General features: G+C 65.4%; 25 protein-coding genes and 1 tRNA gene. 20 read left to right on the top strand and 6 right to left on the bottom strand.

Features of this window, described 5'->3' with window-relative positions:
- Window positions 1–91: 91 nt before the first annotated feature.
- The 4 genes from D4766_RS13635 (at window position 92) to D4766_RS13620 (ending at window position 2096) form a co-directional block, all read left to right on the top strand.
- Window positions 92–181 (top strand) — tRNA-Ser (locus D4766_RS13635).
- Between the two features lie 18 nt (window positions 182–199).
- Window positions 200–619: a 6,7-dimethyl-8-ribityllumazine synthase gene (gene ribH / locus D4766_RS13630; RefSeq protein WP_162935781.1), complete on the top strand. Its 420-nt coding sequence runs from the start codon at window positions 200–202 to the stop codon at window positions 617–619.
- Window positions 616–1173 (top strand): GNAT family N-acetyltransferase, encoded by a 558-nt coding sequence (locus D4766_RS13625; protein WP_120717936.1) that lies wholly within the window; start codon window positions 616–618, stop codon window positions 1171–1173. Before ribH ends, D4766_RS13625 begins: the two co-directional genes overlap by 4 nt.
- Complete coding sequence (locus D4766_RS13620) at window positions 1170–2096, top strand: aldo/keto reductase (RefSeq protein ID WP_120717935.1); 927 nt, start codon at window positions 1170–1172, stop codon at window positions 2094–2096. The genes D4766_RS13625 and D4766_RS13620 overlap by 4 nt, the downstream gene beginning before the upstream one ends.
- A gap of 6 nt (window positions 2097–2102) precedes the next feature.
- Here D4766_RS13620 and D4766_RS13615 read toward each other — a convergent pair whose 3' ends face one another.
- Together D4766_RS13615 and D4766_RS13610 are read right to left on the bottom strand one after the other, a co-directional pair.
- Complete coding sequence (locus D4766_RS13615; protein ID WP_120717934.1) at window positions 2103–3173, bottom strand: Rv3169 family protein; 1071 nt, start codon at window positions 3171–3173, stop codon at window positions 2103–2105.
- On the bottom strand, window positions 3170–4252 hold the full coding sequence (locus tag D4766_RS13610) for a phosphotransferase family protein (RefSeq protein WP_120717933.1): 1083 nt from the start codon (window positions 4250–4252) through the stop codon (window positions 3170–3172). Before D4766_RS13610 ends, D4766_RS13615 begins: the two co-directional genes overlap by 4 nt.
- A gap of 75 nt (window positions 4253–4327) precedes the next feature.
- Here D4766_RS13610 and D4766_RS13605 point away from each other — a divergent pair, with 75 nt between their 5' ends.
- Window positions 4328–4636, top strand: a complete 309-nt coding sequence (locus tag D4766_RS13605) for a hypothetical protein (RefSeq protein WP_120717932.1) — start codon at window positions 4328–4330, stop codon at window positions 4634–4636.
- Window positions 4637–4966: 330 nt separating this feature from the next.
- Window positions 4967–5350 carry a winged helix DNA-binding protein gene (locus D4766_RS13600; protein WP_120717931.1) on the top strand — a complete coding sequence of 128 codons (384 nt, stop codon included), beginning with the start codon at window positions 4967–4969 and terminating at the stop codon, window positions 5348–5350.
- Here D4766_RS13600 and eno read toward each other — a convergent pair.
- Complete coding sequence (gene eno / locus D4766_RS13595) at window positions 5347–6633, bottom strand: phosphopyruvate hydratase (protein WP_120717930.1); 1287 nt, start codon at window positions 6631–6633, stop codon at window positions 5347–5349. The two genes, D4766_RS13600 and eno, sit on opposite strands and share 4 nt — an antisense overlap.
- 168 nt (window positions 6634–6801) lie before the next feature.
- On the opposite strand from eno, the gene D4766_RS13590 reads away from it, so the two are divergent.
- The 5 genes from D4766_RS13590 to D4766_RS13570 all read left to right on the top strand — a co-directional run bounded on the left by D4766_RS13590 (window position 6802) and on the right by D4766_RS13570 (window position 9037).
- The gene (locus tag D4766_RS13590; protein ID WP_120717929.1) at window positions 6802–7422 is read left to right on the top strand and encodes a hypothetical protein; all 621 of its coding nucleotides are present in this window, start codon (window positions 6802–6804) and stop codon (window positions 7420–7422) included.
- Between the two features lie 26 nt (window positions 7423–7448).
- A complete protein-coding gene (locus D4766_RS13585; RefSeq protein WP_120717928.1) occupies window positions 7449–7853 on the top strand; it encodes a phage holin family protein in 405 nt (134 codons plus the stop codon).
- Window positions 7850–8182, top strand: coding sequence for a hypothetical protein (locus D4766_RS13580; protein ID WP_120717927.1), 333 nt, complete (start codon window positions 7850–7852; stop codon window positions 8180–8182). The genes D4766_RS13585 and D4766_RS13580 overlap by 4 nt, the downstream gene beginning before the upstream one ends.
- Window positions 8161–8688, top strand: coding sequence for a hypothetical protein (locus D4766_RS13575; RefSeq protein ID WP_162935780.1), 528 nt, complete (start codon window positions 8161–8163; stop codon window positions 8686–8688). Before D4766_RS13580 ends, D4766_RS13575 begins: the two co-directional genes overlap by 22 nt.
- Window positions 8689–8803: 115 nt before the next feature.
- Window positions 8804–9037, top strand: a complete 234-nt coding sequence (locus D4766_RS13570; protein WP_120717925.1) for a DUF4170 domain-containing protein — start codon at window positions 8804–8806, stop codon at window positions 9035–9037.
- A 26-nt stretch (window positions 9038–9063) separates the two neighbouring features.
- Here the strand turns inward: D4766_RS13570 and greA are convergent, their stop codons facing one another.
- From greA to carA, 3 genes are all read right to left on the bottom strand, one after another.
- On the bottom strand, window positions 9064–9540 hold the full coding sequence (gene greA, locus D4766_RS13565) for a transcription elongation factor GreA (protein WP_120717924.1): 477 nt from the start codon (window positions 9538–9540) through the stop codon (window positions 9064–9066).
- A gap of 103 nt (window positions 9541–9643) precedes the next feature.
- Complete coding sequence (carB, locus tag D4766_RS13560) at window positions 9644–12970, bottom strand: carbamoyl-phosphate synthase large subunit (protein WP_120717923.1); 3327 nt, start codon at window positions 12968–12970, stop codon at window positions 9644–9646.
- A 307-nt stretch (window positions 12971–13277) separates the two neighbouring features.
- Complete coding sequence (carA, locus tag D4766_RS13555; protein ID WP_120717922.1) at window positions 13278–14453, bottom strand: glutamine-hydrolyzing carbamoyl-phosphate synthase small subunit; 1176 nt, start codon at window positions 14451–14453, stop codon at window positions 13278–13280.
- Window positions 14454–14592: 139 nt separating this feature from the next.
- Between carA and D4766_RS13550 the strand changes: the two genes are divergently transcribed.
- From D4766_RS13550 to nrdR, 9 genes are all read left to right on the top strand, one after another.
- A complete protein-coding gene (locus tag D4766_RS13550; protein ID WP_120717921.1) occupies window positions 14593–15315 on the top strand; it encodes a hypothetical protein in 723 nt (240 codons plus the stop codon).
- Window positions 15312–15764 (top strand): GatB/YqeY domain-containing protein, encoded by a 453-nt coding sequence (locus D4766_RS13545; protein WP_120717920.1) that lies wholly within the window; start codon window positions 15312–15314, stop codon window positions 15762–15764. The genes D4766_RS13550 and D4766_RS13545 overlap by 4 nt, the downstream gene beginning before the upstream one ends.
- Complete coding sequence (locus D4766_RS13540) at window positions 15761–16504, top strand: hypothetical protein (RefSeq protein ID WP_120717919.1); 744 nt, start codon at window positions 15761–15763, stop codon at window positions 16502–16504. The genes D4766_RS13545 and D4766_RS13540 overlap by 4 nt, the downstream gene beginning before the upstream one ends.
- A gap of 55 nt (window positions 16505–16559) precedes the next feature.
- Window positions 16560–18437, top strand: coding sequence for a DNA primase (gene dnaG / locus D4766_RS13535; protein ID WP_120717918.1), 1878 nt, complete (start codon window positions 16560–16562; stop codon window positions 18435–18437).
- A gap of 11 nt (window positions 18438–18448) precedes the next feature.
- Window positions 18449–20512 carry an RNA polymerase sigma factor RpoD gene (rpoD, locus tag D4766_RS13530; protein WP_120718248.1) on the top strand — a complete coding sequence of 688 codons (2064 nt, stop codon included), beginning with the start codon at window positions 18449–18451 and terminating at the stop codon, window positions 20510–20512.
- Between the two features lie 239 nt (window positions 20513–20751).
- Complete coding sequence (gene rpiB, locus D4766_RS13525) at window positions 20752–21204, top strand: ribose 5-phosphate isomerase B (protein ID WP_120718247.1); 453 nt, start codon at window positions 20752–20754, stop codon at window positions 21202–21204.
- Window positions 21201–22526, top strand: coding sequence for a serine hydroxymethyltransferase (gene glyA, locus D4766_RS13520; protein WP_120717917.1), 1326 nt, complete (start codon window positions 21201–21203; stop codon window positions 22524–22526). Before rpiB ends, glyA begins: the two co-directional genes overlap by 4 nt.
- Before the next feature lie 5 nt (window positions 22527–22531).
- Window positions 22532–22780, top strand: a complete 249-nt coding sequence (locus D4766_RS13515) for a hypothetical protein (RefSeq protein ID WP_120717916.1) — start codon at window positions 22532–22534, stop codon at window positions 22778–22780.
- A gap of 12 nt (window positions 22781–22792) precedes the next feature.
- Window positions 22793–23257 carry a transcriptional regulator NrdR gene (gene nrdR, locus D4766_RS13510; RefSeq protein WP_120717915.1) on the top strand — a complete coding sequence of 155 codons (465 nt, stop codon included), beginning with the start codon at window positions 22793–22795 and terminating at the stop codon, window positions 23255–23257.
- Window position 23258 lies beyond the last annotated feature (1 nt).

Raw genomic sequence — 23258 nt, 5'->3', positions numbered from 1 at the left:
CAGCGGTCTTGGAGTCGGAGGGGCCGGAAGGCTCCGGAGACGTCACCGTAGGTGACAATACCGCCGTTCGGCGCTAGCCGAAATTCCCGTAGGACAGGTGGCCGAGTGGTTTAAGGCAGCGGTCTTGAAAACCGCCGTGGGTTTACGCTCACCGTGGGTTCGAATCCCACCCTGTCCGCCAGATTCCAGGAGCACTTCGTTGGCCAAATTCCTCATCGTCGAAGCACGGTTCTACGACCATCTAAACGATATGCTCGTGAAGGGCGCGGGCGACGTGCTGAAGGCCAACGGCCACGAGTTCGAGGTGATGGTCGTGCCCGGCGCGCTCGAGATCCCGGGCGCCATCGCGATGGCAGCGGAAAGCGGCCGCTACGACGCGTTCGTGGCGATCGGCGTCGTCATCCGCGGCGAGACCTATCATTTCGAAATCGTCGCGGGCGAAAGCGCGCGCGGTGTCATGGCCCTGACGATGGACGGCATCCCTGTCGGCAACGGCATCCTTACCACCGAGAACGAGGCGCAGGCGATCGTCCGCGCCGACCCTGCGCAGAGCGACAAGGGCGGCGAGGCGGCGAAGGCGGCGATCGCGCTCCTGACCATCCGCGACCAGTACGCGTGAACGGATACCCGGTCCTCTTTACCGAACGCCTCGCGCTCCGCGTTCCCGAGGCCGGCGACCTCGACGGCTTTGCGGCAATGGCGGCGGACGAGGAGACGATGCGTTTCATCGGCGGCCGCGCCTCGCGACCGGAAAGCTGGCGTTCGCTGTGCTCCCTGCGAGGGGCGTGGGACATCAGGGGCTTTTCGATGTTTTCGGTCATCGAACGCGCGACGGGCAAGTGGGTCGGCCGGCTCGGGCCATGGGAGCCCGAAGGGTGGCCCGGCAAGGAAGTCGGCTGGGGCCTGCACCCTGAATTCGCCGGAAAGGGCTACGCCTACGAGGCGACCGTGGCGGCCATGGACTACGTTTTCGACGTGCTGGGATGGGATGACGTCATCCACACGATCGATCCCGAAAACGCCCGATCCATCGCACTCGCCCGGCGTCTGGGTTCGACCAACCTCGGCCCCACCCGCCTGCCCGAACCCTTCCAAGACCAACGGGTCGACGCTTGGGGGCAGACGGCCGAGCAATGGCGTGAGCGCCGCACCGGCAAGGAGCAACCGACATGACCGGACACGACTTCATCGCAGGTATCCCGCTCGTCCTCGGCGGTAACGTATTCGGCTGGTCGTCCAAGGGCGACGAAGCCTTCGCGGTCCTCGATGCCTTCTACGAGGCCGGCGGTCGCATGATCGACACGGCCGACGTCTATTCGGCGTGGGTTCCGGGGCACGAGGGCGGCGAATCCGAAACCGTACTCGGCGAGTGGCTGGCAAGTCGCGGGGTTCGCAGCGAAATGCGATTGCACACCAAGACCGGCATGCTCGGCGGCAGCGAACTCTACGAACGCGTCCGGGTGCTCCAGTCGCTCGACCGTTCGCTCGAACGGCTGCGGACCGACCGTGTTGATCTCTACTACGCCCACAAGGATTATCCCGAGCTCGAGATCGAGCAGATCGTCGACGCGTTCGACGGTGCCGTCCGCAGCGGCAAGGCCAAGGCGGTCGGCGCGTCCAATTTCGGCGCCGACCGTCTTAACGCCGCGCTGACGCAGGCTGAGGCGACCGGGGCTGCCCGGTTCGAGGCACTGCAGAACGAGTACAACCTCGTGTCCCGCAGCAGCTACGGCGAAGATCTTCAGACACTGGTGACGCAGAAGGGGCTCGTCATGCTGCCGTTCTTCGGTCTCGCATCGGGCTACCTTACGGGCAAGTACCGTAGCGAAGAGGACTACGCGAAGTCGCAGCGCGGTGGGCGGGCGAAGGAACTGGCCGGAGCCAATGGCCCGCAGGTCCTGAACGCCATGGATGCCGTCGCCGGCGAAACCGGCGCCAGTCTCGCCGCGATCGCCCTTGCGTGGCTGGTCCGGCAGCCCGGTATCCCCGCCCCGATCGCGAGCGCGCGTACGGCGGCGCAGCTCGAGGACCTGCTGGCCTTTACCAAAGTCGAACTGTCCGACGAACAGGTCGTACGGCTCACCGCGGCAGCCTGACGCCGATCAGCGGGCGGGGTCGGCGATGCCTTCCAGCCCGAGCGGATCGTAGGGACCGATCGCAAGCTGCTCGAACGCCCCGACACCCTGTTCGCCATCAGGCCCGGTGACCCGGCAGATCATCTGCACATGAAGGTTGTCGATGCGCGCGGGGTCGACGGCGGCAAGGTCGATGTCCTCTCGCTCGACCTCCAGCGCGCCGTGGTCGAGCCCGTGCCCCCACTTGGGCGAGGTGTAACCGAGCCCGCGCATCTGGAATCGGCCGACCGGCTCGAACGCGAACGTCTCGCCGCCTATGTCCAGCGAACCGCCCGATGGCCACCGCGTCCCGGGGGCAGGCGGCGCATTCATTGTCCCGTCCTCGTATTCGACGAAGTCGGCAGGAACCGCTCCATCGGAAGCGAACACACCGCGGCTGTTCCAGGCCGCCCCGTCCCGGTGCGCGTTGAGGTGCCAGAACAGGCTGCGTTCCGGCAGGTTTACCGGCGTCCATTGCCAGAAGAACTGGCCGATCCCGGCGCCTTGCGGATCGGCCGCGCCGACCGGCCGCACGCCCCAGCTCCGGTCCCGTGTCCCGGCGGTGTTGCCGGCCAGATCCTCGCGCCGACCGTCGATCTCGATCCAGCCTTCGTAATGGCCGTTCTGCGTCAGCCGCGTGTAGTCCATCATCGTGCGCGGACCCACGCGCCAGGTGAAACGCGGCTCCTCGATCGGGAACGCGCGACCCGTGAAGACGATGTCGGCGGCGATTCCCTCGCCCTCGACCACGATGCGCAGCTTTTCGAGCGGCTCGATCACCTCGATGCGGATCGGGCCGCAAGCGAGGTTCATGCGCTCCATGCCCAGCTTCCGGCTGGCATGGAGGCAGTGCTGCGTGTCCCCCCGGATCGCGCAGAAATGCGCATCGCAGACGTCGAGATGCGGATAGACGCCGAACGCGACCGCGAAGAACCGGCTGCCATCGGGCGCGTAGCCATTGAAGAAATAGCGGTCGTAGAAGTTGCGATCGGTCCCGGCGTAGGCGACCGGCTCGGCCGTCTGGTGGATCGGGTAGTCGTCGCCTTTCGATAGCGTCATGCGCCGCCCTTTCCGGTCAGAAGATCGATCGAGCCGTGCGCCCGGGCGAGCGCGCAGGCACCCCGGGCCATCGACAGGAAGTTCGCGTCGCCCCGCTCGGTCCGCTCGACGAAGGCGGCGCTGAAGACGGCGGTGGACACGCCATGGAGTGCGCCAAGGCGGTAGCCGTCGATAACCTGGTCGCGAGTTATGGACACACCACGCGCCGACATCTCGGCGCAGTAGAGGTCGATCAGTTCGCCCTCGATCTCCCGCCGAAGCGCGTCGCCGATGCCGCATCCCAGGAAATAGCCGAGATCGGTGAGGCCGCCGCCCGTTGCGACTGTCTGCCAGTCGAGAATTGCAATGGCTTCGGCCCCGCCGCGAATGTCGAACAGCATATTGTCGAGCCGGAAGTCGCCGTGGATCAGGCAGCGGTCGCCCCCTTCCCGCCCGAACCACAGCTCGCGCGCGTCGTTGAGATCGTGGCAAACCGCCATGAGTTCGGGGTCGAGCGTGTCGGCATACCTCTCTGCAAAGATCGCGTGAGCCTGGGGGTACATCGTCATGACTTGCGCCACCGACTCCGGTTTCATCGCCAGCCAGTCTCGATCGATGATTTCCGACCGGTTCCAGCTCGGCGCATGGAGCGCGGCGGCCTGGCGCACGGCATGGCGGGCATCGTCCGCCGAGCAACTCGAAAGCTGATCGCCTTGCCGGCAAGGGCCGAGATCCTCGAATAGAAGAACGAAATCGGCGCCATCGTCACTGACTTCGGCGGCATAGGTGCGGGGCACGCGCACGTCGAGAACCGCCGCGAGTTCGCGGTAGAAGCCGACTTCCTTTGCGTAGAGGCCGAAAGCCGCGGCGGTGCCGCGGCTCATCGGATCGGCCGCGGGAAACTTGCCTGCGATCGTCCCCGGCCCCTCTCCGCCCTCGTATTCGAGCGCGAAGCGCGCGCTGTCGCCGACCTGCCCCGTCCCTATGGCCTGCCAGCTAACAGATACGACACGCCCGCTGTCGAGCGCGCCTGCGTCACGCAGGTGCTGGGTCAGCCATTCGGCCGATACGTCCGCCGGTCGCGATGGAAATACGCCCAAGCCGATCCTCTCTCAAGCGGAACGGTAGGCCGCAGCGACGCTTATGACAATCGACGCTTTGGAAAAGGATCGCCTGTGGACGGACCGCTGGAATGGATTGCCGCAGTGGGCACGATGATCGCCGCGCTGCTCGTCGCGATGGACAAAGGGCGGCGGATTACCGGGTGGGGCTTCGTCCTGTTTTGCATAGTCGCGGTTGTGTGGATCGTCGCAGGTTTGACCGGAGGCGCCATGCCGATCGCCGCGATGAACGCAATTCTGCTGCTCATCAATGCGTGGGGCGTGTGGCAGTATCTTTTCAGCCCGAAGAACAAGAAGGTGATGGATCGCCTCGAACCCGTGGCCGAGAAAATCGAGCACGAAGTGGAGGCGGAGGAGAATTAGGCGATTACCGGTCCTTTTCGACCGACCAATACCTGCGCGGCCACTGCTTTTGGCAAACCATGACGGCGAAGATGGAATAACGTGAGGAAGCTCTCTGTTCGTTCTGGGTAGACGAACAACCCGTCGTCGGCGCGATCCATCGGTTGCGCAACGAACTGAATCGGGTCCGAAGTGGACTGAACATCGGCTTACGGGCTTCCCAAAAACACAAAATACATGGAATAACAGCGCGACCGAAAGAAGATAAAAAGGGTCGGGGGAGCGAGATGCGTCGTATTGTCGGGTTGCGATGCTGATCGACGAGGGGCGCCGCTATTGCGCCAGCCGTCGATGAACGCATCGATGGTACCCGACCTACCTGCCGATCGAGAGGCTCTGCTGGCGACAGCGCGCGCGATCTATCGCAACCGTCGGTTGCGCGACGATCTGTTCGGGGCGGACGGCACCTTCGGCGAACCCGCGTGGGATCTCCTGCTCGACCTGTATCGTGCATCGCACGACCGGAAGCAGGTGTCGGTTACGGCTGCCTGTGCAGCATCCGCCGTGCCGGTGACGACGGCGCTGCGTTGGCTCGGCCAGTTGGAGCGACAGGGCCTGGTGGTCCGCCTCGCCGACCCGACCGACCGTCGCCGCATGCTGGTGTCGCTTACGCCGCGCGCGATCGAACTGATGGAAACCTATCTCGCGCAGGTGGTCGGGATGCGCGAGCTTTAGCCGGCAAGCCGGCCGAAGCACCCCCGGCCTGCGTAATGCGCGCTGGGCCCAAGCTCTTCCTCGATGCGGATGAGCTGATTGTACTTGGCCAGCCGGTCGCTGCGGGCAAGGCTGCCGGTCTTGATCTGTCCGCAATTCGTCGCGACAGCGAGGTCGGCGATCGTCGCATCTTCGGTTTCGCCGGAGCGATGGCTCATCACCGCGGTATAGCCGGCGCGCTGCGCGACGCTGACTGCCTCCAACGTTTCGGTGAGAGTGCCGATCTGATTGACCTTTACCAGAAGCGAATTGGCGAGCCCGCGTCCTATGCCCATTGCCAGGCGTTCGGGATTGGTGACGAACAGGTCGTCACCGACAAGCTGTACGCGATTGCCGATCCGTTCGGTCAGCGCCTTCCAGCCTTCGAAATCGTCCTCGCCCATCCCGTCTTCGATCGAGCGGATCGGATAGGCGTCGCACAGATCGGCGAGCCACGCCGCGTTTTCTTCGGGCGAAAGCGAGATGCCCTCTCCCGTCATTTCATACTTGCCGTCCCGGAAATACTCGGTCGCCGCGCAATCGAGAGCGAGGACGATGTCCTTGCCGGCGCGAAAACCGGCCTGTTCGATCGAGCCCATCACGAAGTCGAGTGCTGCACGCGTGCTCGACAAGTTGGGCGCGAACCCGCCCTCGTCGCCCACCGCGGTCGCCAGACCTTTCTGGTGAAGCGCCTTCTTCAGCGTGTGGAATACCTCCGCGCCCCACCGCACCGCCTCAGCCAGGCTGTTGGCGCCGACGGGCATGATCATGAACTCCTGCACGTCGATCGGATTGTCGGCATGCTCGCCGCCGTTGACGATATTCATCATCGGCACCGGCAGTACGTGCGACGCGACCCCGCCCACATAGCTGTACAGTGGAAGCCCACGCGCATCCGCAGCGGCCTTCGCCACCGCTAGGCTGGCGCCCAGGATCGCATTCGCGCCGATGCGGCTCTTGTTCTCCGTGCCGTCGAGATCGATCATCGCGATGTCGATGTCGCGCTGGTCCTCGGCATCGAAGCCGACCAACAGGTCGCGCATTTCGCCGTTCACCGCGTCGACCGCCTTCGTCACGCCCTTTCCCAGATAGCGGCCTGCATCGCCGTCACGCAGTTCGACCGCCTCGTGAGCACCAGTGCTTGCGCCGCTCGGCACCGCGGCCCGCCCGAAACTGCCGTCCTCGAGCAGAACGTCGACTTCGACCGTCGGATTGCCGCGGCTGTCGAGAATTTCGCGGCCGTGGATGTCAATGATCGCGGTCATGGGAGGTGCTCCGGTATCTGGCTTGCTGGGTAGCTGGTGCACTCCCGTGACGGGAGTTCGCCGGCCCGTAAGCGGCGGAACAATGCCGCGCAAGTTGCGTTGCAACATCGACCCCGTCCGAGATCGGACGACCCGTTACGATACCTGAGGGCAAGAAGGACACCACTCATGGCCGATCCCATCAATTCCACCACTCCGACGACCTCGTCGACCAGCGCGACCACGGCGACCACCACCACCCCCGCCACCGACGGCTTCGCCTCCACGGCCGCGACGACCGCGGACACCGCGACTTCCGCAGCTGGCAGTGCGAACACCGCCGAGGCGAAGAGCCGGTTCAATGCCGCGCTCGAAGAAGCCAAGGCCGGCGCCGCCGCTCTCAAGACCGAGGCGGGCGAACGCGCTGCTGCCTACAAGAGCCAGGCTCGCACCCAAGGTGAGGACTGGGTCGCGCAGGCGAAGGACTACGGCGGCCAGGCCAAGGGCAAGGCCGGCGAACTCGCGGTCGATGGCAAGGGCAAGCTCGCCGAAGGTATCGCCGCGCTCGGCCGCGCGATCTTCGACACCGCGCCCACCGTCGACGAGAAGCTCGGCGCAAAGTATGGCGACTACGCTCGTTCGGCGTCGCGCAGCCTGCAGGAAACGTCCGCACGGCTCGACGCCAAGACCGTCGAGGAAATCGGCGAGGACGCGGCCGAGTTCGTCCGCAAGAGCCCCGGCCTCGCGGTCGGCATCGCGGCGGTCGGCGGTTTCATGCTTGCACGTCTGTTCCGCGGTTCGAACGACTGATTTTCTCCTGACCGGGAGGGTCGCACTTGAATACGCATGATCCCAATCTCGATTCGTCCGCCATCGCCGATGCGGTGGCGGACGAAGTCGTGCCCGAAGACCGGTCCCTGACCGACGATGTCTTCGCTCTGTTCGACGACGGCAAGACATACATCCAGAGCGAGATCCAGTACCAGAAGACCCGGGTCGCCTTCGCGGCGGACCGGGGCAAGTCTGGCATAGTCTACGGCATCGGCGCTCTGGCGTTGCTTCACTTGGCTCTCGTTGCCTTGGTCGTTGGGCTGGTAATCGCCCTTACTCCCGTCGTCGGCCCGTGGCTTGCGACCATCATCGTGGTCGGTCTGCTCGCTATCGGCGGGATCGCGCTCGCGCTTTCGGCGAAACGAAGGTTCGCCGCACTCGCGGCCGCATTTCGGGAGACGAAGGCGTGACCGTCGATCTCGAAATGCAGCTTCGTGAGGATCGCGCGCTGCGAAACGCCGCGCGCGCTCTCGTGGACGCCGATATGGCCCATCTTCGAACGAGCCTGTCAGGGCGGTCCATATCCAGTCGCATCTTCGGCCGCTTCAGTGAGGGCGCAGCGGACGTCTTCGAGGAAGCCGTCGAAGTGGCCGAGGATCACAAGGGAGTATTGGCCACGCTGATCGCCGCAATCGTCATCTGGTTCGCGCGCCATCCGCTCGGCCGCATGGTCGGCATGAGCGACGAAGAAGCGGAACAGGACGACGAAGGTGACCGTTGGTCGGACGACGATATTTAAGGATAAGCAAAATGACGAATGAAGAGAAACGCGCCGAACTGCAGGAGAAGGTCGCGGCCGCACAGGCTCGCAACGAAGAACGCTCCTTTACCGACTATGCGCGCGACGCTGGCGATCAAGCCACCGCGTTCGTGAAAGAACACCCGATCGCAACCGTACTCGGCGGCGTGGCGCTGGGCGTTCTCGTCGCGGCCGTCGTGCCCGGGCCGGGCCGTCGGATGCGCAAGAAGGCTTCGGCCCGCAGTGCGGTTCTCGCCGGCGCCCTTGCGGATCTTGCTGTGAAGTACGGAAGCGAACTGTTGGCTGGCGCTGAGGACGTCGCGCGTTCCGGTAAGGATCGCCTTGGCGATCTCGGCGACAGCGTGGCCGACGGTTCGCGCGGTCTTCGCCGCGAAACCGGTTACTTTGCCGGTGCCGTTGCCGACAGCGCTCGCGCATTGACCCGCGATACCGGGAAGAAGGCCGGCCGGACCATTCGCGACCTCAAGAATCGCGTCACGCACTGAGCGGGTTGCCCGGTCGATAAAGCACCGGACGTTAAAAAAGGCGGCGCAGCGGGGTTGGCCTGCGGCGCCGCCTTCTTTATGGGCCGCGCCGATTTCCTCCCCAAGGACACGAAAAATGACCGAGAAGAAGCAGCTTCCCCATCTGGTGATGGGCGGGCGCGTAACCGATCCGCAAACGCTTCAGTTCGCCGACTTGAAAGCGCTCGACCTAGTCGGCGTATTCCCCGACTACCCGAGCGCGCTCGACGCGTGGCGCAGCGCCGCGCAGCGCACGGTCGACGATGCGGAGATGAAGTACGTTATCGTCCACCTGCACAAGCTGCTCGATCCGGGCGCGCAGGGGAACTGATCCTCTGCCCCGCAGTCCGGCCCCCGTCAGATGAACTCGATTTTCTCGACCAGGTAGAACTTGTCGCCGGACGGCACGGTCACTTCGATCTCGTCACCGACCTTCTTGGTGATCAGCGCGCGGCCGAGCGGCGAATTGTAGCTGATGCGCCCTTGCTTCGCGTCGGCTTCGGTCTGGCCGACGATCTGATACTTCACCGGCTTGTCGTCCTCGTCGAGCAGGGTCACCGTCGCGCCGAACACGATGCGGTCGCCCGACAGCGATGCGGGGTCGATGATTTGCGCGCGGCTGATGCGATCTTCCAGATCGGCGATCTGCGCCTCGATCTGGCCCTGACGTTCCTTCGCGGCATGGTATTCGGCGTTTTCCGACAGATCGCCGTGTGCGCGCGCTTCCTCGATCGCGTCGACGACCTTGGGGCGTTCGGCGCGCAGGACCTTGAGGTCGGCGGTAATCCGCTCGTAGCCCTCGGCCAGCATCGGCACCTTTTCCATCGTAGCCATCCCGTTCTTCTTTCTCGTCGTATGCAATCGGCGACAATTCGACCCCCCGCCGCCCCCGGGGACGACGAACACGGATCACGATGTCGGGAAATGCGCGTGTCTGTCAGGCGCTATAATAGTCCTGCAGGGGCCTGACTTCAAGCTGGCTCGCCGAAACCTCGGTTATGGCACGGGCGGCTGCAAGGCTGGCGGCTGCGGTCGTGTAGTACGGAATGCGTGCCTCGAGAGCGCCGGCGCGGATCGACTTGCTGTCCTCCAGCGATTGCCAACCCTCGGTGGTGTTGAAAATCAGGGCGATTTCGCGGTCTACGATACGGTCGACGATGTGTGGCTGGCCTTCGGCCACCTTTTTCACGCGGGCGACGTCCAGCCCCTGGTCGACGAGGTACCTCTGTGTGCCGCCGGTGGCGATTACCGAGAACCCGTAATCGAGCAGCGCCTTCACGGCGGGCACGATCACCGGCTTGTCGCTGTCCTTCACGCTGACGAACAGGACGCCCATTTCGGGCAAGGCGCTCGACGCGCCAAGCTGGCTCTTGAGGAAGGCAGTGGGAAAGTCGCGGTCGATTCCCATGACTTCGCCGGTGGACTTCATCTCCGGGCTGAGGACCGGATCGGCACCGGGGAACTTGACGAAGGGGAACACCGCCTCCTTCACCGCCATGTAGTCGAATTCGCGCCTGAATGGTGGGAACTTCGAAAGCGGCTCACCCGCCATGACGCGTGCGGCGATCTTGGCGACCGGTTGGCCGATCGCCTTGGCGACGAAGGGCACCGTCCGGCTGGCGCGCGGGTTCACCTCGATGAGATAGACCTCGCCATCCTTCACCGCGAACTGGATGTTCATCAGGCCCTTGACGCCCAAGGCGAGCGCCAACGCTTCGGCCTGGCGCTCCATCTCGGCCACGATCTCGGGCGAGAGGGAATACGGCGGCAGGGTGCAGGCGCTGTCGCCCGAATGGACGCCGGCTTCCTCGATGTGCTGCATCACGCCCGCGATGCGCACCTCGGTGCCGTCGCACAGCGCGTCGACGTCGCATTCGATCGCGTCGCGCAGATACTGGTCGACGAGCACCGGGCTGTCGCCGCTGACCTGCACCGCGGTGGCGATGTAATCGTCGAGCTGAGCTTCGCTATCGACGATCTCCATCGCCCGTCCGCCCAGCACGTAGCTGGGGCGCAGCAGGACCGGATAGCCGATGCGGTTGGCCCACGCGGCGGCCTCGTCGCGGCTGCGGGCGATGCCGTTCCTCGGCTGCTTGAGGTCGAGCTTGCTCACCAGCTTGGCGAAGCGTTCGCGATCTTCGGCAAGGTCGATCGCGTCGGGGCTCGTGCCGAGTATCGGGATGCCCTCGTCCTCCAGCGCCTGCGCGAGTTTGAGAGGGGTCTGGCCGCCGAACTGGACGATTACGCCGACGAGTTCGCCGGCCTGCTGTTCGACGCGCAGGATCTCCAGCACGTCCTCCGCCGTCAGCGGTTCGAAATAGAGCCGATCGCTGGTGTCGTAGTCGGTGCTGACCGTTTCCGGGTTGCAGTTGACCATGATGGTCTCGAAGCCGGCTTCGCTGAGCGCGAAGCAGGCGTGGACGCAGCAGTAATCGAACTCGATACCTTGCCCGATCCGGTTGGGCCCGCCGCCGAGGATGACGATCTTCCGGCGATCGCTGGGCTGCGCTTCGTCCTCCGGTTCGCCGAAGCTCGGCGCTTCGTAGGTCGAGTACATGTAGGGCGTCACCGCCTCGAATTCGGCGGCGCAGCTGTCGATGCGCTTGAAGACGGGGTGGACGCCCAGCTTGCGGCGGAGCGCGCGGACTTCCTCTTCGCTCGTGGCGCCGGCCATCGCACGCATCGCGTCGTGAAGCAGCCCGCTGCGGCGCGCCTGCGTTTCGCCGAGGCCGCCCGCGACCCCGACCGAACGCACCGCCAGCGTGGCCAGGCGCTTGTCGGAAAAGCCCATGCGCTTCAGGCGGCGCAGCTGCGGCGCGTCGCTCGGCAACCCGCGCTCCATCACCACCTTCTCGCAGGCGATGATTTCTTCGATCTGGCGCAGGAACCATGGATCGTATCCGGTGATCCCGGCGATGTCGGCGACCGACATGCCCTCGCGAAAAGCCTGGCCGACCTTGAGGATGCGGTCGGGGGTCCGCTTGCTGAGCGAAGCGGTGATTTCCTCGCGCGGCTTGCCTTCCAGTTCGACGACGCGGTTGAAACCGTCGAGCCCGGTTTCCAACCCGCGCAGCGCCTTCTGCATCGATTCCTGGAAGTTACGGCCGATCGCCATGACCTCGCCGACCGACTTCATCGCGGTGGCGAGTTCGTTCTTCGCGCCCTTGAACTTTTCGAACGCGAAACGCGGGATTTTGGTGACCACGTAGTCGATCGTCGGCTCGAAGCTGGCCGGGGTGGCGCCGGTGATCTCGTTCTCGATCTCGTCGAGCGTGTAGCCGACCGCGAGCTTCGCCGCGACGCGCGCGATGGGGAAACCGGTGGCCTTGGAGGCAAGTGCCGAGGATCGCGACACGCGCGGGTTCATTTCGATGACGATAAGCCGCCCGGTTTTTGGGTCGACTGCGAACTGCACGTTCGACCCCCCTGTTTCTACGCCGATTTCGCGCAGCACGGCGATGCTCGCCGAGCGCATGATCTGATATTCCTTGTCGGTCAGCGTCAGCGCCGGGGCGACGGTGATGGAATCGCCGGTGTGGACGCCCATCGGGTCGACGTTTTCGATCGAGCAGATGATGATGGCGTTGTCGTTCCGGTCGCGGACGACTTCCATCTCGTATTCCTTCCAGCCGAGCAGCGATTCCTCGATGAGGACTTCGGTGGTCGGGCTGGCGTCGAGACCTTCGCGGACGATTTTCTCGAACTCGGCGCGGTTGTAGGCGATGCCGCCGCCGGTGCCGCCCAGCGTGAAGCTCGGGCGGATGATCGAGGGCAGACCGGTTCTTTCCAAAACTTCAAAGGCTTCGGCGACGGTGTTGGCAACACCGCTGCGCGCAGATTCGAGGCCGATCTTGTCCATCGCCTCGCGGAACCGCTGGCGGTTCTCGGCCTTGTCGATCGCATCGGCATCGGCGCCGATCATCTGCACGCCGAGCCGGTCGAGCGTGCCGTCGTTGAACAGCGCCAGCGCGGTGTTGAGCGCGGTCTGCCCGCCCATCGTCGGCAGCAGCGCGTCGGGCCGCTCTTTCTCGATGATCTTCGCGACGATCGCGGGCGTGATCGGCTCGACGTAAGTCGCGTCGGCGAACTCGGGATCGGTCATGATGGTGGCGGGGTTGGAGTTGACCAGGATCACCCGGTACCCCTCCTCCTTCAACGCCTTGATCGCCTGCGTGCCCGAATAATCGAACTCGCACGCCTGCCCGATAACGATGGGCCCCGCGCCTATGACGAGGATCGAGGAGATGTCAGTGCGTTTGGGCATTAGGGATTGGGAGTCCTGTCATTTGACAATCGGATCGTCATGGATTGGAAGCGATACCCCTCCAGCGCCTTTGCCATGCATTCCGAGGTCGGAGTCGGCTTACCCTGCGGCATCGGTCCGGCATCGAGATAACTGAATGACGGTAGTTCCCGATCCTTTGCCGGCCGTACGAATTCCAGTTCAGCTGCGCCGCATTGCCGAGCTGCGCTGACAAGAGCCTCCATAGACAATACGGGGCGGTCTTCCCCGCACCCGGCAAGAAGCAACGTCAGCGCGAAGGGGTGCAGAAAAATCCCTAGGAATCGTATCATTCCGGTTTCTCCAGCATCCCCACAAACTTCTCGAACAGGTAGAAGCTGTCCTGCGGGCCCGGGCTCGCCTCGGGGTGGTACTGGACGCCGAATGCCTTCTTGCCCTTGACCGAAATCCCGCAGTTGGAGCCGTCGAACAGGCTGACGTGGGTTTCCTTGACGCCCTCCGGGAGAGCCGTGTTATCCACGGCAAACCCGTGGTTCATCGAGGTGATCTCGACCACCCCATCGGCCAGCCGCTTGACGGGGTGGTTCGCACCGCGGTGGCCCTGGTGCATCTTGCTCGTCCGCGCGCCCGCGGCGAGGCCGAGCATCTGGTGGCCGAGGCAGATGCCGAACACCGGCATGTCCTTGTCCAGCAGCGCGCGGATCGTCGGCACCGCGTATTCGCCGGTTGCCGCCGGATCGCCCGGGCCGTTCGAGAGGAACACACCGTCGGGCTTCAATGCCTCGATGCCTTCGAGTGAAGTCTGCGCGGGCACCACGGTAACACGTGCGCCCGCCTTCACGAGGTTGCGGAAAATGTTGTCCTTCGAGCCGTAGTCGATCGCAACGACATGCGGCTTGGCCGTATCGTCGTCGGCCCTGCCGTAGCCCTTGCCGAGCTCCCAGTAGCCGCCGCCCCAATCCTCTTGCGCATGACGGCTGACCTTTGTGGCGAGGTCCATGCCCTCCAGCCCCGGCCAGTCCTGCGCGCGCCTGAGCAGCGCGGGAATGTCGAACTTCCCGTCGGGCGCATGCGCGATCACCGCGTTGGGCGCGCCCTGCATCCGGATGCGGCGGGTGAGCGCGCGGGTGTCCACCCCCGACAGGCCGATGCGGCCTTTCGCGGCCAGCCAGTCGCCGAATTCCTGCTCGGCGCGGAAGTTGCTGCTGGGAGTGACCGAATGGCGCACGACGCAGCCTACCGCGCCGTCGACCTTGCTCTCCACGTCCTCGAAATTCGCGCCGACGTTGCCGATGTGCGGGAAGGTGAAGGTGACGATCTGCGCGGCATAGGAGGGATCGGTCATCACCTCCTGGTATCCTGTCATCGCGGTATTGAAGCACACCTCGCCGACCGCTTCGCCGACGTGGCCGAAGCCCTTGCCCCAGACGACCGTGCCGTCGGCCAATACCAGAACGCCCGTCGCTCCGTCAGGTTGCGCAGGCGTGGTGGCGGGGATGGCCATGGGGCTCTCCGAGTCAGGGGTTTTCCGGCGATGTCGCTAAGACCCAGCCGCTAGGGCCGCGTCCCGCACCCGTCAACCTGTGCAGCGGCGATTTATGCGGGTAAGGGGCAATCGACTTTGCTCCCATCGCTAGGACCCGATGCGCCCTACCCCCGCCCTCTTCGCCCTGTTGCCGCCGATCGTGCTGGGGCTGGCCGCCTGCGGGACCGACCCCGCCCCGCCCGCGCCCGAGCCGACGCCGACCTCGCAAGTGGCGCCCGCGCCGCGCACGCTCGTGTCCTCGGACTTCGACCCCGCCTCGCTCGGCGCGCGGATCGTCGGGCCGAAGGGGCCGCAGATCGAATCGGAATTCACCGACGACGGCGCCTTTGCCAAGATCGTCAGCTACGTCGCCTGCCCAGCGGGCATCGATCCGTGCGATCCGGCGACGTTGCCGGCGGACTTGAAGTACACTTACGTCCACGAGGTCACGCTGGCGGACGCAGCCCCCGGTGCGACCTCCACGCCATCGGCCGCGCCCACGATGCCGCAGCCGCTGCTGTTCTCCACCCGGCGGCCGGTAACCGGGTTCGCCGGCGCGATCGGCTACTCGCGCGAGCAGGCTGCCGCGGCGCTGGGCCCAGACAACGATATCCAGACTCAGGTCGACGCCGACCGGCTGGTCTGGCGCGTAACCAAGGGCCAGGCGTGGAAGCCCGGCACCACGATCACGTTCTGGTGGCAGAGCAAGTTCGCGCCCGGGGGGCCGGCAAGGGCCTACCGCCTCGAAGCGGACGGCAAGTCCGGCATTGCGACCGGCCCGTTTCCGCCAGCTACCCCGCCCGAACCCACCAGCACCCCCACCGGAGAGACCCCGCGATGATCCGCGACACCATCAAGAAAGCCCAGATCGACGCGATGAAGGGCGGGGACAAGGAACGGCTCGCCGCCGTCCGCCTGATCCTCGCCAAGCTGAAGGACCGCGACATCGAGTTGCGGACCGCCGCCCAGAAGCCCGACGACGACGCGCTGGTGGTCGAAACCTTGCAGAAAATGGCGAAGCAGCGCCGCGAGTCGATAACCATGTACGTTGACGGTGGGCGCGAGGAACTGGCCGAGCAGGAGCGCAAGGAACTGGCCGTCATCGAGGAGTTCCTGCCGCAGCAGCTGTCGGAAGACGAAACGAAGGCCGCGATCGCCAACATCAAGGCAACGCTTGGCGCTGAATCCATTAAGGATATGGGCCGAGTGATGGGGGAACTAAAGGCCCGTCACGGCACTGTGCTCGACATGCAAATGGCCAGCAGGCTGGTCAGAGAGGCACTGCAATGAGGGTACTTTTCACCGCATCGGCCTTGGCGCTCGCGCTCGCCGCGTGCTCGGCCGATCCCGCCCCCGCCGATACCGAGCGGCAGGAGGTGACCGACCTCAATTCGGCCGATACCGACGGCAAGGCCGGTGCGATGGCCAAGGCGCTCACCGCCGGCGACATGACCGAGTTCACCCTCGGCGCGCACGTCGCGGGCGAAGACAAGGCCGAAGGCACGACCCGCCCGATGAAGAACGAGGCCGGCAACTTTGCCGACCTGCGCAGCTACGTCGCCTGCCCCAAGGGCATGACGACCTGCGATCCGAAGACGGCTCCGGCGGGAACGGTCTATACCTATGTGCTCGTCGTCTATCCCGGCGGCGACAATCGCGGCGACCGGGGCGTGGCGGCAGGCAACACCGTCAGCGACATCGAGCGCGGCACGAGTTTCCGCACCGTCCACCCCGTTCATGGCTTCACCGGCAATGCCGGCTACGCCAAGCCCGAGGCGCTGGCCGCCATCGGACCCAAGGCCGACGTCGTCATCACCTGCGATGCAGGCAAGCTCGTCTGGACCGTGAGCGCGGGCGACGGCGGCGACCAGTGGGAACAGAAGGAACCGTTGACCTTCTACTGGCAATCCACTTTGCCACCGGCAGGCGCGATGAATTATTATGCCTTCGATGCCGACGGTACCGAGGCGATCGGCAGCGGTCCCTACCCGGCAGCGAAGGACGGTGTGCGCAACGCCTGCCTTTCGTAAACCGGGTGCGGGCGTAAGCTTGCATCGCGAGCCGATTCGCCCGCATTGAGGGGCCATGGCGCTATCCCCGCAATGGCTCGACGAACTGCGCGCGCGGGTGACGCTGTCCTCGGTCGTCCAACGAACGACCAAGCTGACGCGCGCCGGGCGCGAATGGAAGGCGTGCTGTCCCTTCCACGACGAGAAGACGCCGAGCTTCACCGTCAGCGACGAAAAGGGGTTCTATCATTGCTTCGGATGCGGCGCCCACGGCGACATCATCCGCTGGATGACCGACCAGCGCGGTCTGCAATTCATGGACGCGGTGAAGGAACTGGCGGGCGAGGCCGGGATGGAAGTCCCCGCCCCCGACCCGCGCGCCGCCCGCGCGGCCGAGCAACGCGCAAGCCTCGCCGACGTCACCGAGGCCGCTCAGGAATTCTACCGGCGCAGTCTCGACGCGCCAGAAGGTGCGAAAGCCCGCGCCTATCTCGATTCGCGCGGGTTCGACGCCCATACGAAAGAACGCTTCGGGTTCGGCTACGCACCGGGCGCGCGGCAGGCGCTGAAAGCGGCACTCGGTCAATTCGACGAGGCCATGCTGGTCGAAGCCGGCATGCGCATCGCCGTCGACGACAAGGAGCCTTACGACCGCTTCCGCGACCGGCTGACGATGCCGATCCACGATCCGCGAGGGCGGGTCATCGGGTTCGCCGCGCGCATCCTCGATGCGGACAAGAAGGACGCGCCGAAGTATCTCAACAGCCCCGACACGCCGCTGTTCGACAAGGGGCGCACCCTCTTCAACCTGCACCGCGCGGGGCCGGCAAGTCGCAAGACGAACCGGATGATCGTCGTCGAAGGCCAGATGGACTGCGTCGCGATGGCTGCCGCCGGGTTCGAGGACGCGGTCGCGCCGATGGGTACGGCGCTCACCGAACACCAGCTCGGCCTGCTGTGGCGGCTGGTCGATGCGCCGGTGCTGGCGTTCGACGGCGACAACGCCGGCCAGCGCGCGGCGATGCGCGCGATCGGGCGCGCGCTGCCGCTGCTGGCACCAGGCAAGACGCTGTCGATCGTCCGCTTGCCGCCGGGTATGGACCCCGACGACCTCGTCAAGCGGCAGGGGCCACAGGCGATGGAGGCGCTGCTGGCCGAGCCTGCCAGTCTGCTCGACACGCTGTGGGAGTTCGAAAAAGCCGCCGCGCCGCTCCGCACGCCCGAGGACAAGGCCGGGCTGAAACAACGGTTGATCGAGCATACCGAGGCAATTCAGCACCCGGATATCCGTTCGCTCTATCGGCGCGAATTGCTCGAGAAGTTCTCGGCGTTCGCCTATCCGCCCCGCCCCCGCCGCGAATGGAAGAGCGGTTTCGCCAAGCCAGCCACGCCGAGCCTGTCGCCCGAGGCGGCGACCCGCCTGCGCCGGGCGGCCGGCGACGGCGCACGCGACGGTCTGGCCGGGGCGGTCGTGGCCGGGTTGCTGCGTTTTCCCGACCAGATCATGATACACGCCGAGCCGCTGTCGCGGTTCGCCCGCGCGGATACGCGGACCGGGCCGGCGTTCGAAACGCTGATCGAGGCGGCCGAGATGCTTGACCCCGGCGAAAGCGCGCCCATATCCGCTCCACACGGCTTCGCCCCGCCGCCGGACAGTAATCGCTATGCCTTTCTCCTTGAAGGCGCCGATCCGCGAGCCGCGCGCGAGGACCTGGCCGAAGCCGTGTCGCTGCTGGTCGAGCGGCCCGCGCTGGAAGCCGCCCTCGCGGCCGCCACTGCGCGGTTCGAATCCGACCCCGAAGCCGCCTTTGCCGAGCAGCAGCGTCTGCTCAAACGAAAGCTGGCATTCGACAAGCGATTGGGGCAGATGGCCAGCCGCAGGGCCGCAGGCGCAGCCCAACCTGATTTAGACTTGTCGGTGGCGGAAGCCGGCACCGGCGAGGACAGCGAGTGACAGACGACTACATGGCGACCCAGGAAGACACCGACAGCAAGGACGATGCCCCGCTGATCGACCTCAACGAGGCGAGCATCAAGAAGCTGATCGCGAAGGCGAAGCGCAAGGGCTACGTCACCTACGACGAGCTCAACGAAGCCTTGCCGCAGGATCTGGGCAGCGACCAGATCGAGGACATCCAGACCGCGCTCAGCGAAATGGGCGTCCAAATCGTCGAGAACGACGAAGAGGGCGAAGCCGACGCCGACGAAGAGGGCGCCGGCCCCGACGAGATCGGCGCCGACGCGTCGGACGACGACGACGACGACGATGACGGCAAATCTCGTCCGGTCTCGAAATCCGCCGGTGCCGCCGTCAAGAAGAAGGAAACCGTCGAGCGTACCGACGACCCGGTGCGCATGTACCTGCGCGAAATGGGCGCGGTGGAACTCCTCAGCCGCGAGGGCGAGATCGCCATCGCCAAGCGTATCGAGGCCGGGCGCGACATGATGATCATGGGCCTGTGCGAGAGCCCGATCACTTTCCACGCGATCATCCAGTGGTCCGAGGCGCTGAACGCCGAGGAAATGCAGCTGCGCGAAATCCTCGACCTCGACGCGATGCTGTCGAAGGAGCCGCCGGTCGACAAGATGACCGACGATGCCGAGGACGACGACGACGACGGCGAAATCTCCGAAGCCACCGCCGGCCCGTCCTACAAGGAAGACGAGGACGACGAGGAAGAGGAATCGGCCGACGGGGACGACGACGAGGACGGCGAGGGTTCGTCTTCCAAAAAGCGCGAAGAGGAAGAGGAGGAGGACAACACCCTCTCCCTCGCCCAGATGGAAGCCGCGCTGAAGCCCGAGGCGCTGGAAACCTTCGCCCGCATCACCGACCTTTTCAAGAAGTTCGAGAAGCTGCAGGCCGAGCGCGTCGACGTGCTGGGCCGAGGCGACGAATTCCCGAAGGCCAAGGAAAAGAAGTACGAGGACCTGCGCGAGCAGCTGACCGCCGAGGTCGAGAGCGTGCAGTTCCATGCGACCAAGATCGAATTCCTGGTCGACAACCTCTACGCCTTCAACCGGCGCCTGACCGCGCTCGGCGGACAGATGCTGCGTCTCGCCGAACGGCACAAGGTGAAGCGCGCGGACTTCCTGTCGGTCTATATCGGCAACGAGCTCGACGACACTTGGCTCACCGAGAACGCCCGCAAGGACAAGAAGTGGGCCGCATTCGCGGAGCGCGAGGCCGACGCGGTCGAGCGCATCCGCGCCGAAATCGCCGACATCGCGGCGAACACCGGTATGTCGCTGACCGAGTTCCGGCGCATCGTGAACATGGTCCAGAAGGGCGAACGCGAGGCGCGCATCGCCAAGAAGGAAATGGTCGAGGCGAACCTTCGGCTCGTGATCTCGATCGCAAAGAAATACACCAACCGCGGGCTGCAGTTCCTCGACCTGATCCAGGAAGGGAACATCGGCCTGATGAAGGCGGTCGACAAGTTCGAGTACCGCCGCGGCTACAAGTTCAGCACCTATGCCACGTGGTGGATCCGCCAGGCGATCACCCGTTCGATCGCCGATCAGGCGCGCACGATCCGCATCCCGGTTCACATGATCGAGACGATCAACAAGCTGGTCCGCACCAGCCGTCAGTTCCTGCACGACCAGGGCCGCGAACCGACGCCGGAAGAGATGGCCGAGAAGCTGTCGATGCCGCTCGAAAAGGTTCGCAAGGTGATGAAGATCGCCAAGGAACCGATCAGCCTCGAAACCCCTATCGGCGACGAGGAAGACAGCCACCTCGGCGATTTCATCGAGGACAAGAACGCGATCATCCCGGTCGACGCGGCGATCCAGTCGAACCTCAAGGAAACGGTCACCCGCGTCCTCGCTTCGCTCACCCCGCGCGAGGAGCGCGTGCTGCGCATGCGCTTCGGCATCGGAATGAACACCGACCATACGCTGGAAGAAGTCGGCCAGCAGTTCTCGGTCACCCGCGAACGCATCCGGCAGATCGAGGCGAAGGCGCTGCGCAAGCTCAAGCACCCGAGCCGCAGCCGGAAGATGCGCAGCTTCCTCGATCAGTAGGCACGCGTTTGGTTTTCGCCTTCAATGTGGGAACCGTATTGGCGATTGGCCGTTGTGTAACTGTCTGACGATGAAACACTCGCGAGACACCGAAGCGTCGACGACTTGTCGCCGATGTTTTCAGGAGCCCCGACACCCCCGTGGTGCCGGGGCTTTTCCTTGCGTCCATCAGGATTGCCCCGGGAAAAAGGCATCGTGCAGGGTCGCGCGAATCGCCCCCCTCGCCTATGGGCGCGGCCATGCGTATCGCAATTGCTTCCGACCACGCTGCCGTCGACCTCAAGGCCGCCCTGCACGCGTGGCTGATCGACGAAGGACACGAGGTCGCCGACCTCGGCCCGGACAGCCACGACAGCGTCGACTATCCCGACTACGGCTACAAGCTGGCCGAAGTCGTCGCCGAAGGCACTGCCGAGCGCGGGATCGCGCTGTGCGGTTCGGGGATCGGCATCTCGATCTCGGTCAACCGCAACCCCGCCGTTCGCTGCGCGCTGGTGTCCGAACCGCTGTCGGCCACTCTGGCGCGCGAGCATAACGACGCGACCGTGATGGCGATGGGAAGCCGGCTGACCGGTATCGACATGGCCAAGGCCTGCGTCACCGCGTTCCTCTCGACCGAATTCGGCGGTGGCCGTCACCAGCGCCGCGTCGACAAGCTTTCGAACCCGCCCGCCGCAAAGGACATGGCATGAGCACCGCTGCCACCCTCTACCGTTCCGCTTCTGCGGCCACGCCGCTCGACCGCTTCTGGGGCGACGACCTCGCCGCCGCCGATCCGGTGGTGGCCGAAGCCATCGCGAACGAACTCGCCCGCCAACGCAACCGCATCGAACTGATCGCGAGCGAGAACATCACCAGTCGTGCGGTGCTGGAGGCGACCGGCAGCGTGTTCACCAACAAATATGCCGAAGGGTATCCGGGCAAGCGCTACTACGGCGGATGCGAATACGCCGACGTGGTCGAGAACCTCGCCATCGAACGGGCCAGGGAACTGTTCGGCTGCCGGTTCGCCAACGTGCAGCCCAACAGCGGCAGCCAGATGAACCAGGCCGTGTTCCTCGCGCTGCTGCAGCCCGGCGACACGTTCATGGGTCTCGACCTCAATTCGGGCGGGCACCTCACCCACGGATCGCCGGTCAACATGAGCGGCAAGTGGTTCAATCCGGTCAGCTACGGCGTGCGCCGGAACGACGAACAGATCGACATGGCCGCCGTTCGCGACACGGCGCGCGAGCACAAGCCGAAGTTGATCATCGCCGGTGGCACCGCCTATTCGCGCGTGTGGGACTGGGCCGCGTTCCGCGAGATCGCGGACGAGGTCGGTGCGTACCTGATGGTGGACATGAGCCACATCGCGGGCCTCGTCGCGGGCGGGGCGCACCCCTCCCCCGTGCCGCACGCCCACGTCGTGACCACCACCACGCACAAGAGCCTGCGCGGGCCCCGCTCCGGCGTGATCCTGTGGAACGACGAAGCGCTGTCGAAGCCGATCAACATGGCGGTGTTCCCCGGAATGCAGGGCGGGCCGCTGATGCACGTCGTCGCGGCGAAGGCGGTCGCGTTCGGCGAGGCGCTGCGTCCCGACTTCAAGGACTATGCGCGCCGGATCGTCGAGAACGCCCGCGCACTCGCCGAGGGCGTCGAGGCCGGCGGCCTGCGCGTCGTGTCGGGCGGCACCGACAACCATTCGATGCTGGTCGATCTCACCCCCAAGGACGTGACCGGCAAGGCGGCCGAACACGGGCTCGACCGCGCGTACCTGACTTGCAACAAGAACGGCATCCCGTACGACACGCGCAGCCCCTTCGTGACCAGCGGCATTCGCCTTGGCACGCCGGCCGGCACGACACGCGGTTTCGGGCCCGACGAGTTCCGCACGATCGGCGGTCTGATCGCCGAAGTGGTCGACGGCCTCGCCCGCAACGGGGAGGATGGCGACGCGCAGGTGGAACAATCCGTGCAGCGCCGCGTCGAGGAACTGTGCGGGAAATTTCCCGTCTATCCCGGAAGGTAAGATCCATGGACTACAACGACCCCAACGATCCGAACAGGTTCGACCGCAACCCCCGCGGTCAGGACTGGGTCGGCGACCTGAAGAACGAAGTCAGCGGCATGGCGAAGGAAGGGATGCACCATCCCTCCACCAAGCCCGTGCTGACCGGCGCCGGCATCGGCGCGGTCGCCGGCCTGCTGCTGCCCTTCGTCTCGCTTCCGCTCGGCCTCGCCGCCGGCGCGGGGATTGCGCTCTACAACCGCGTCAAGAAGTAAGCGGCCCCGGGGATGCGCTGTCCTTACTGTGCGCACGAGGATTCGCAGGTCAAGGACAGCCGCCCGACCGAAGACAGCACGGCGATCCGCCGCCGTCGCCAATGCGACGGCTGCGGAGCACGCTTCACAACCTTCGAACGAGTGCAATTGCGCGAGGTGGGCGTTATCAAGTCCGACGGCACGCGGCAGTCGTTCGACCGGCGAAAGCTGGAACAATCGCTCAGCCTTGCCTGCCGCAAGCGCGGGATCGAGCAGGAGCGGCTCGACCAGCTAATCAGCGGAATCCAGCGACAGCTCGAAACCTCGGGCGAAAGCGAGGTGCCGGCCGCCCGCATCGGCGAGCTTGCGATGGAAGGCCTGCGCGCACTCGACAGTGTGGCCTACATCCGCTTCGCCTCGGTCTATCGCGATTTCGCCGAAGCGCGCGATTTCGAAGAGTTTGCCGGTAACGTGCGCGACGCCGGACGCGGCGATTGAC

This window comes from Tsuneonella amylolytica (assembly GCF_003626915.1).
Taxonomy (GTDB): domain Bacteria; phylum Pseudomonadota; class Alphaproteobacteria; order Sphingomonadales; family Sphingomonadaceae; genus Tsuneonella; species Tsuneonella amylolytica.
Note: the sequence above shows the minus strand (reverse complement) of the source record. Positions and strands in the feature narration are given on the sequence as shown.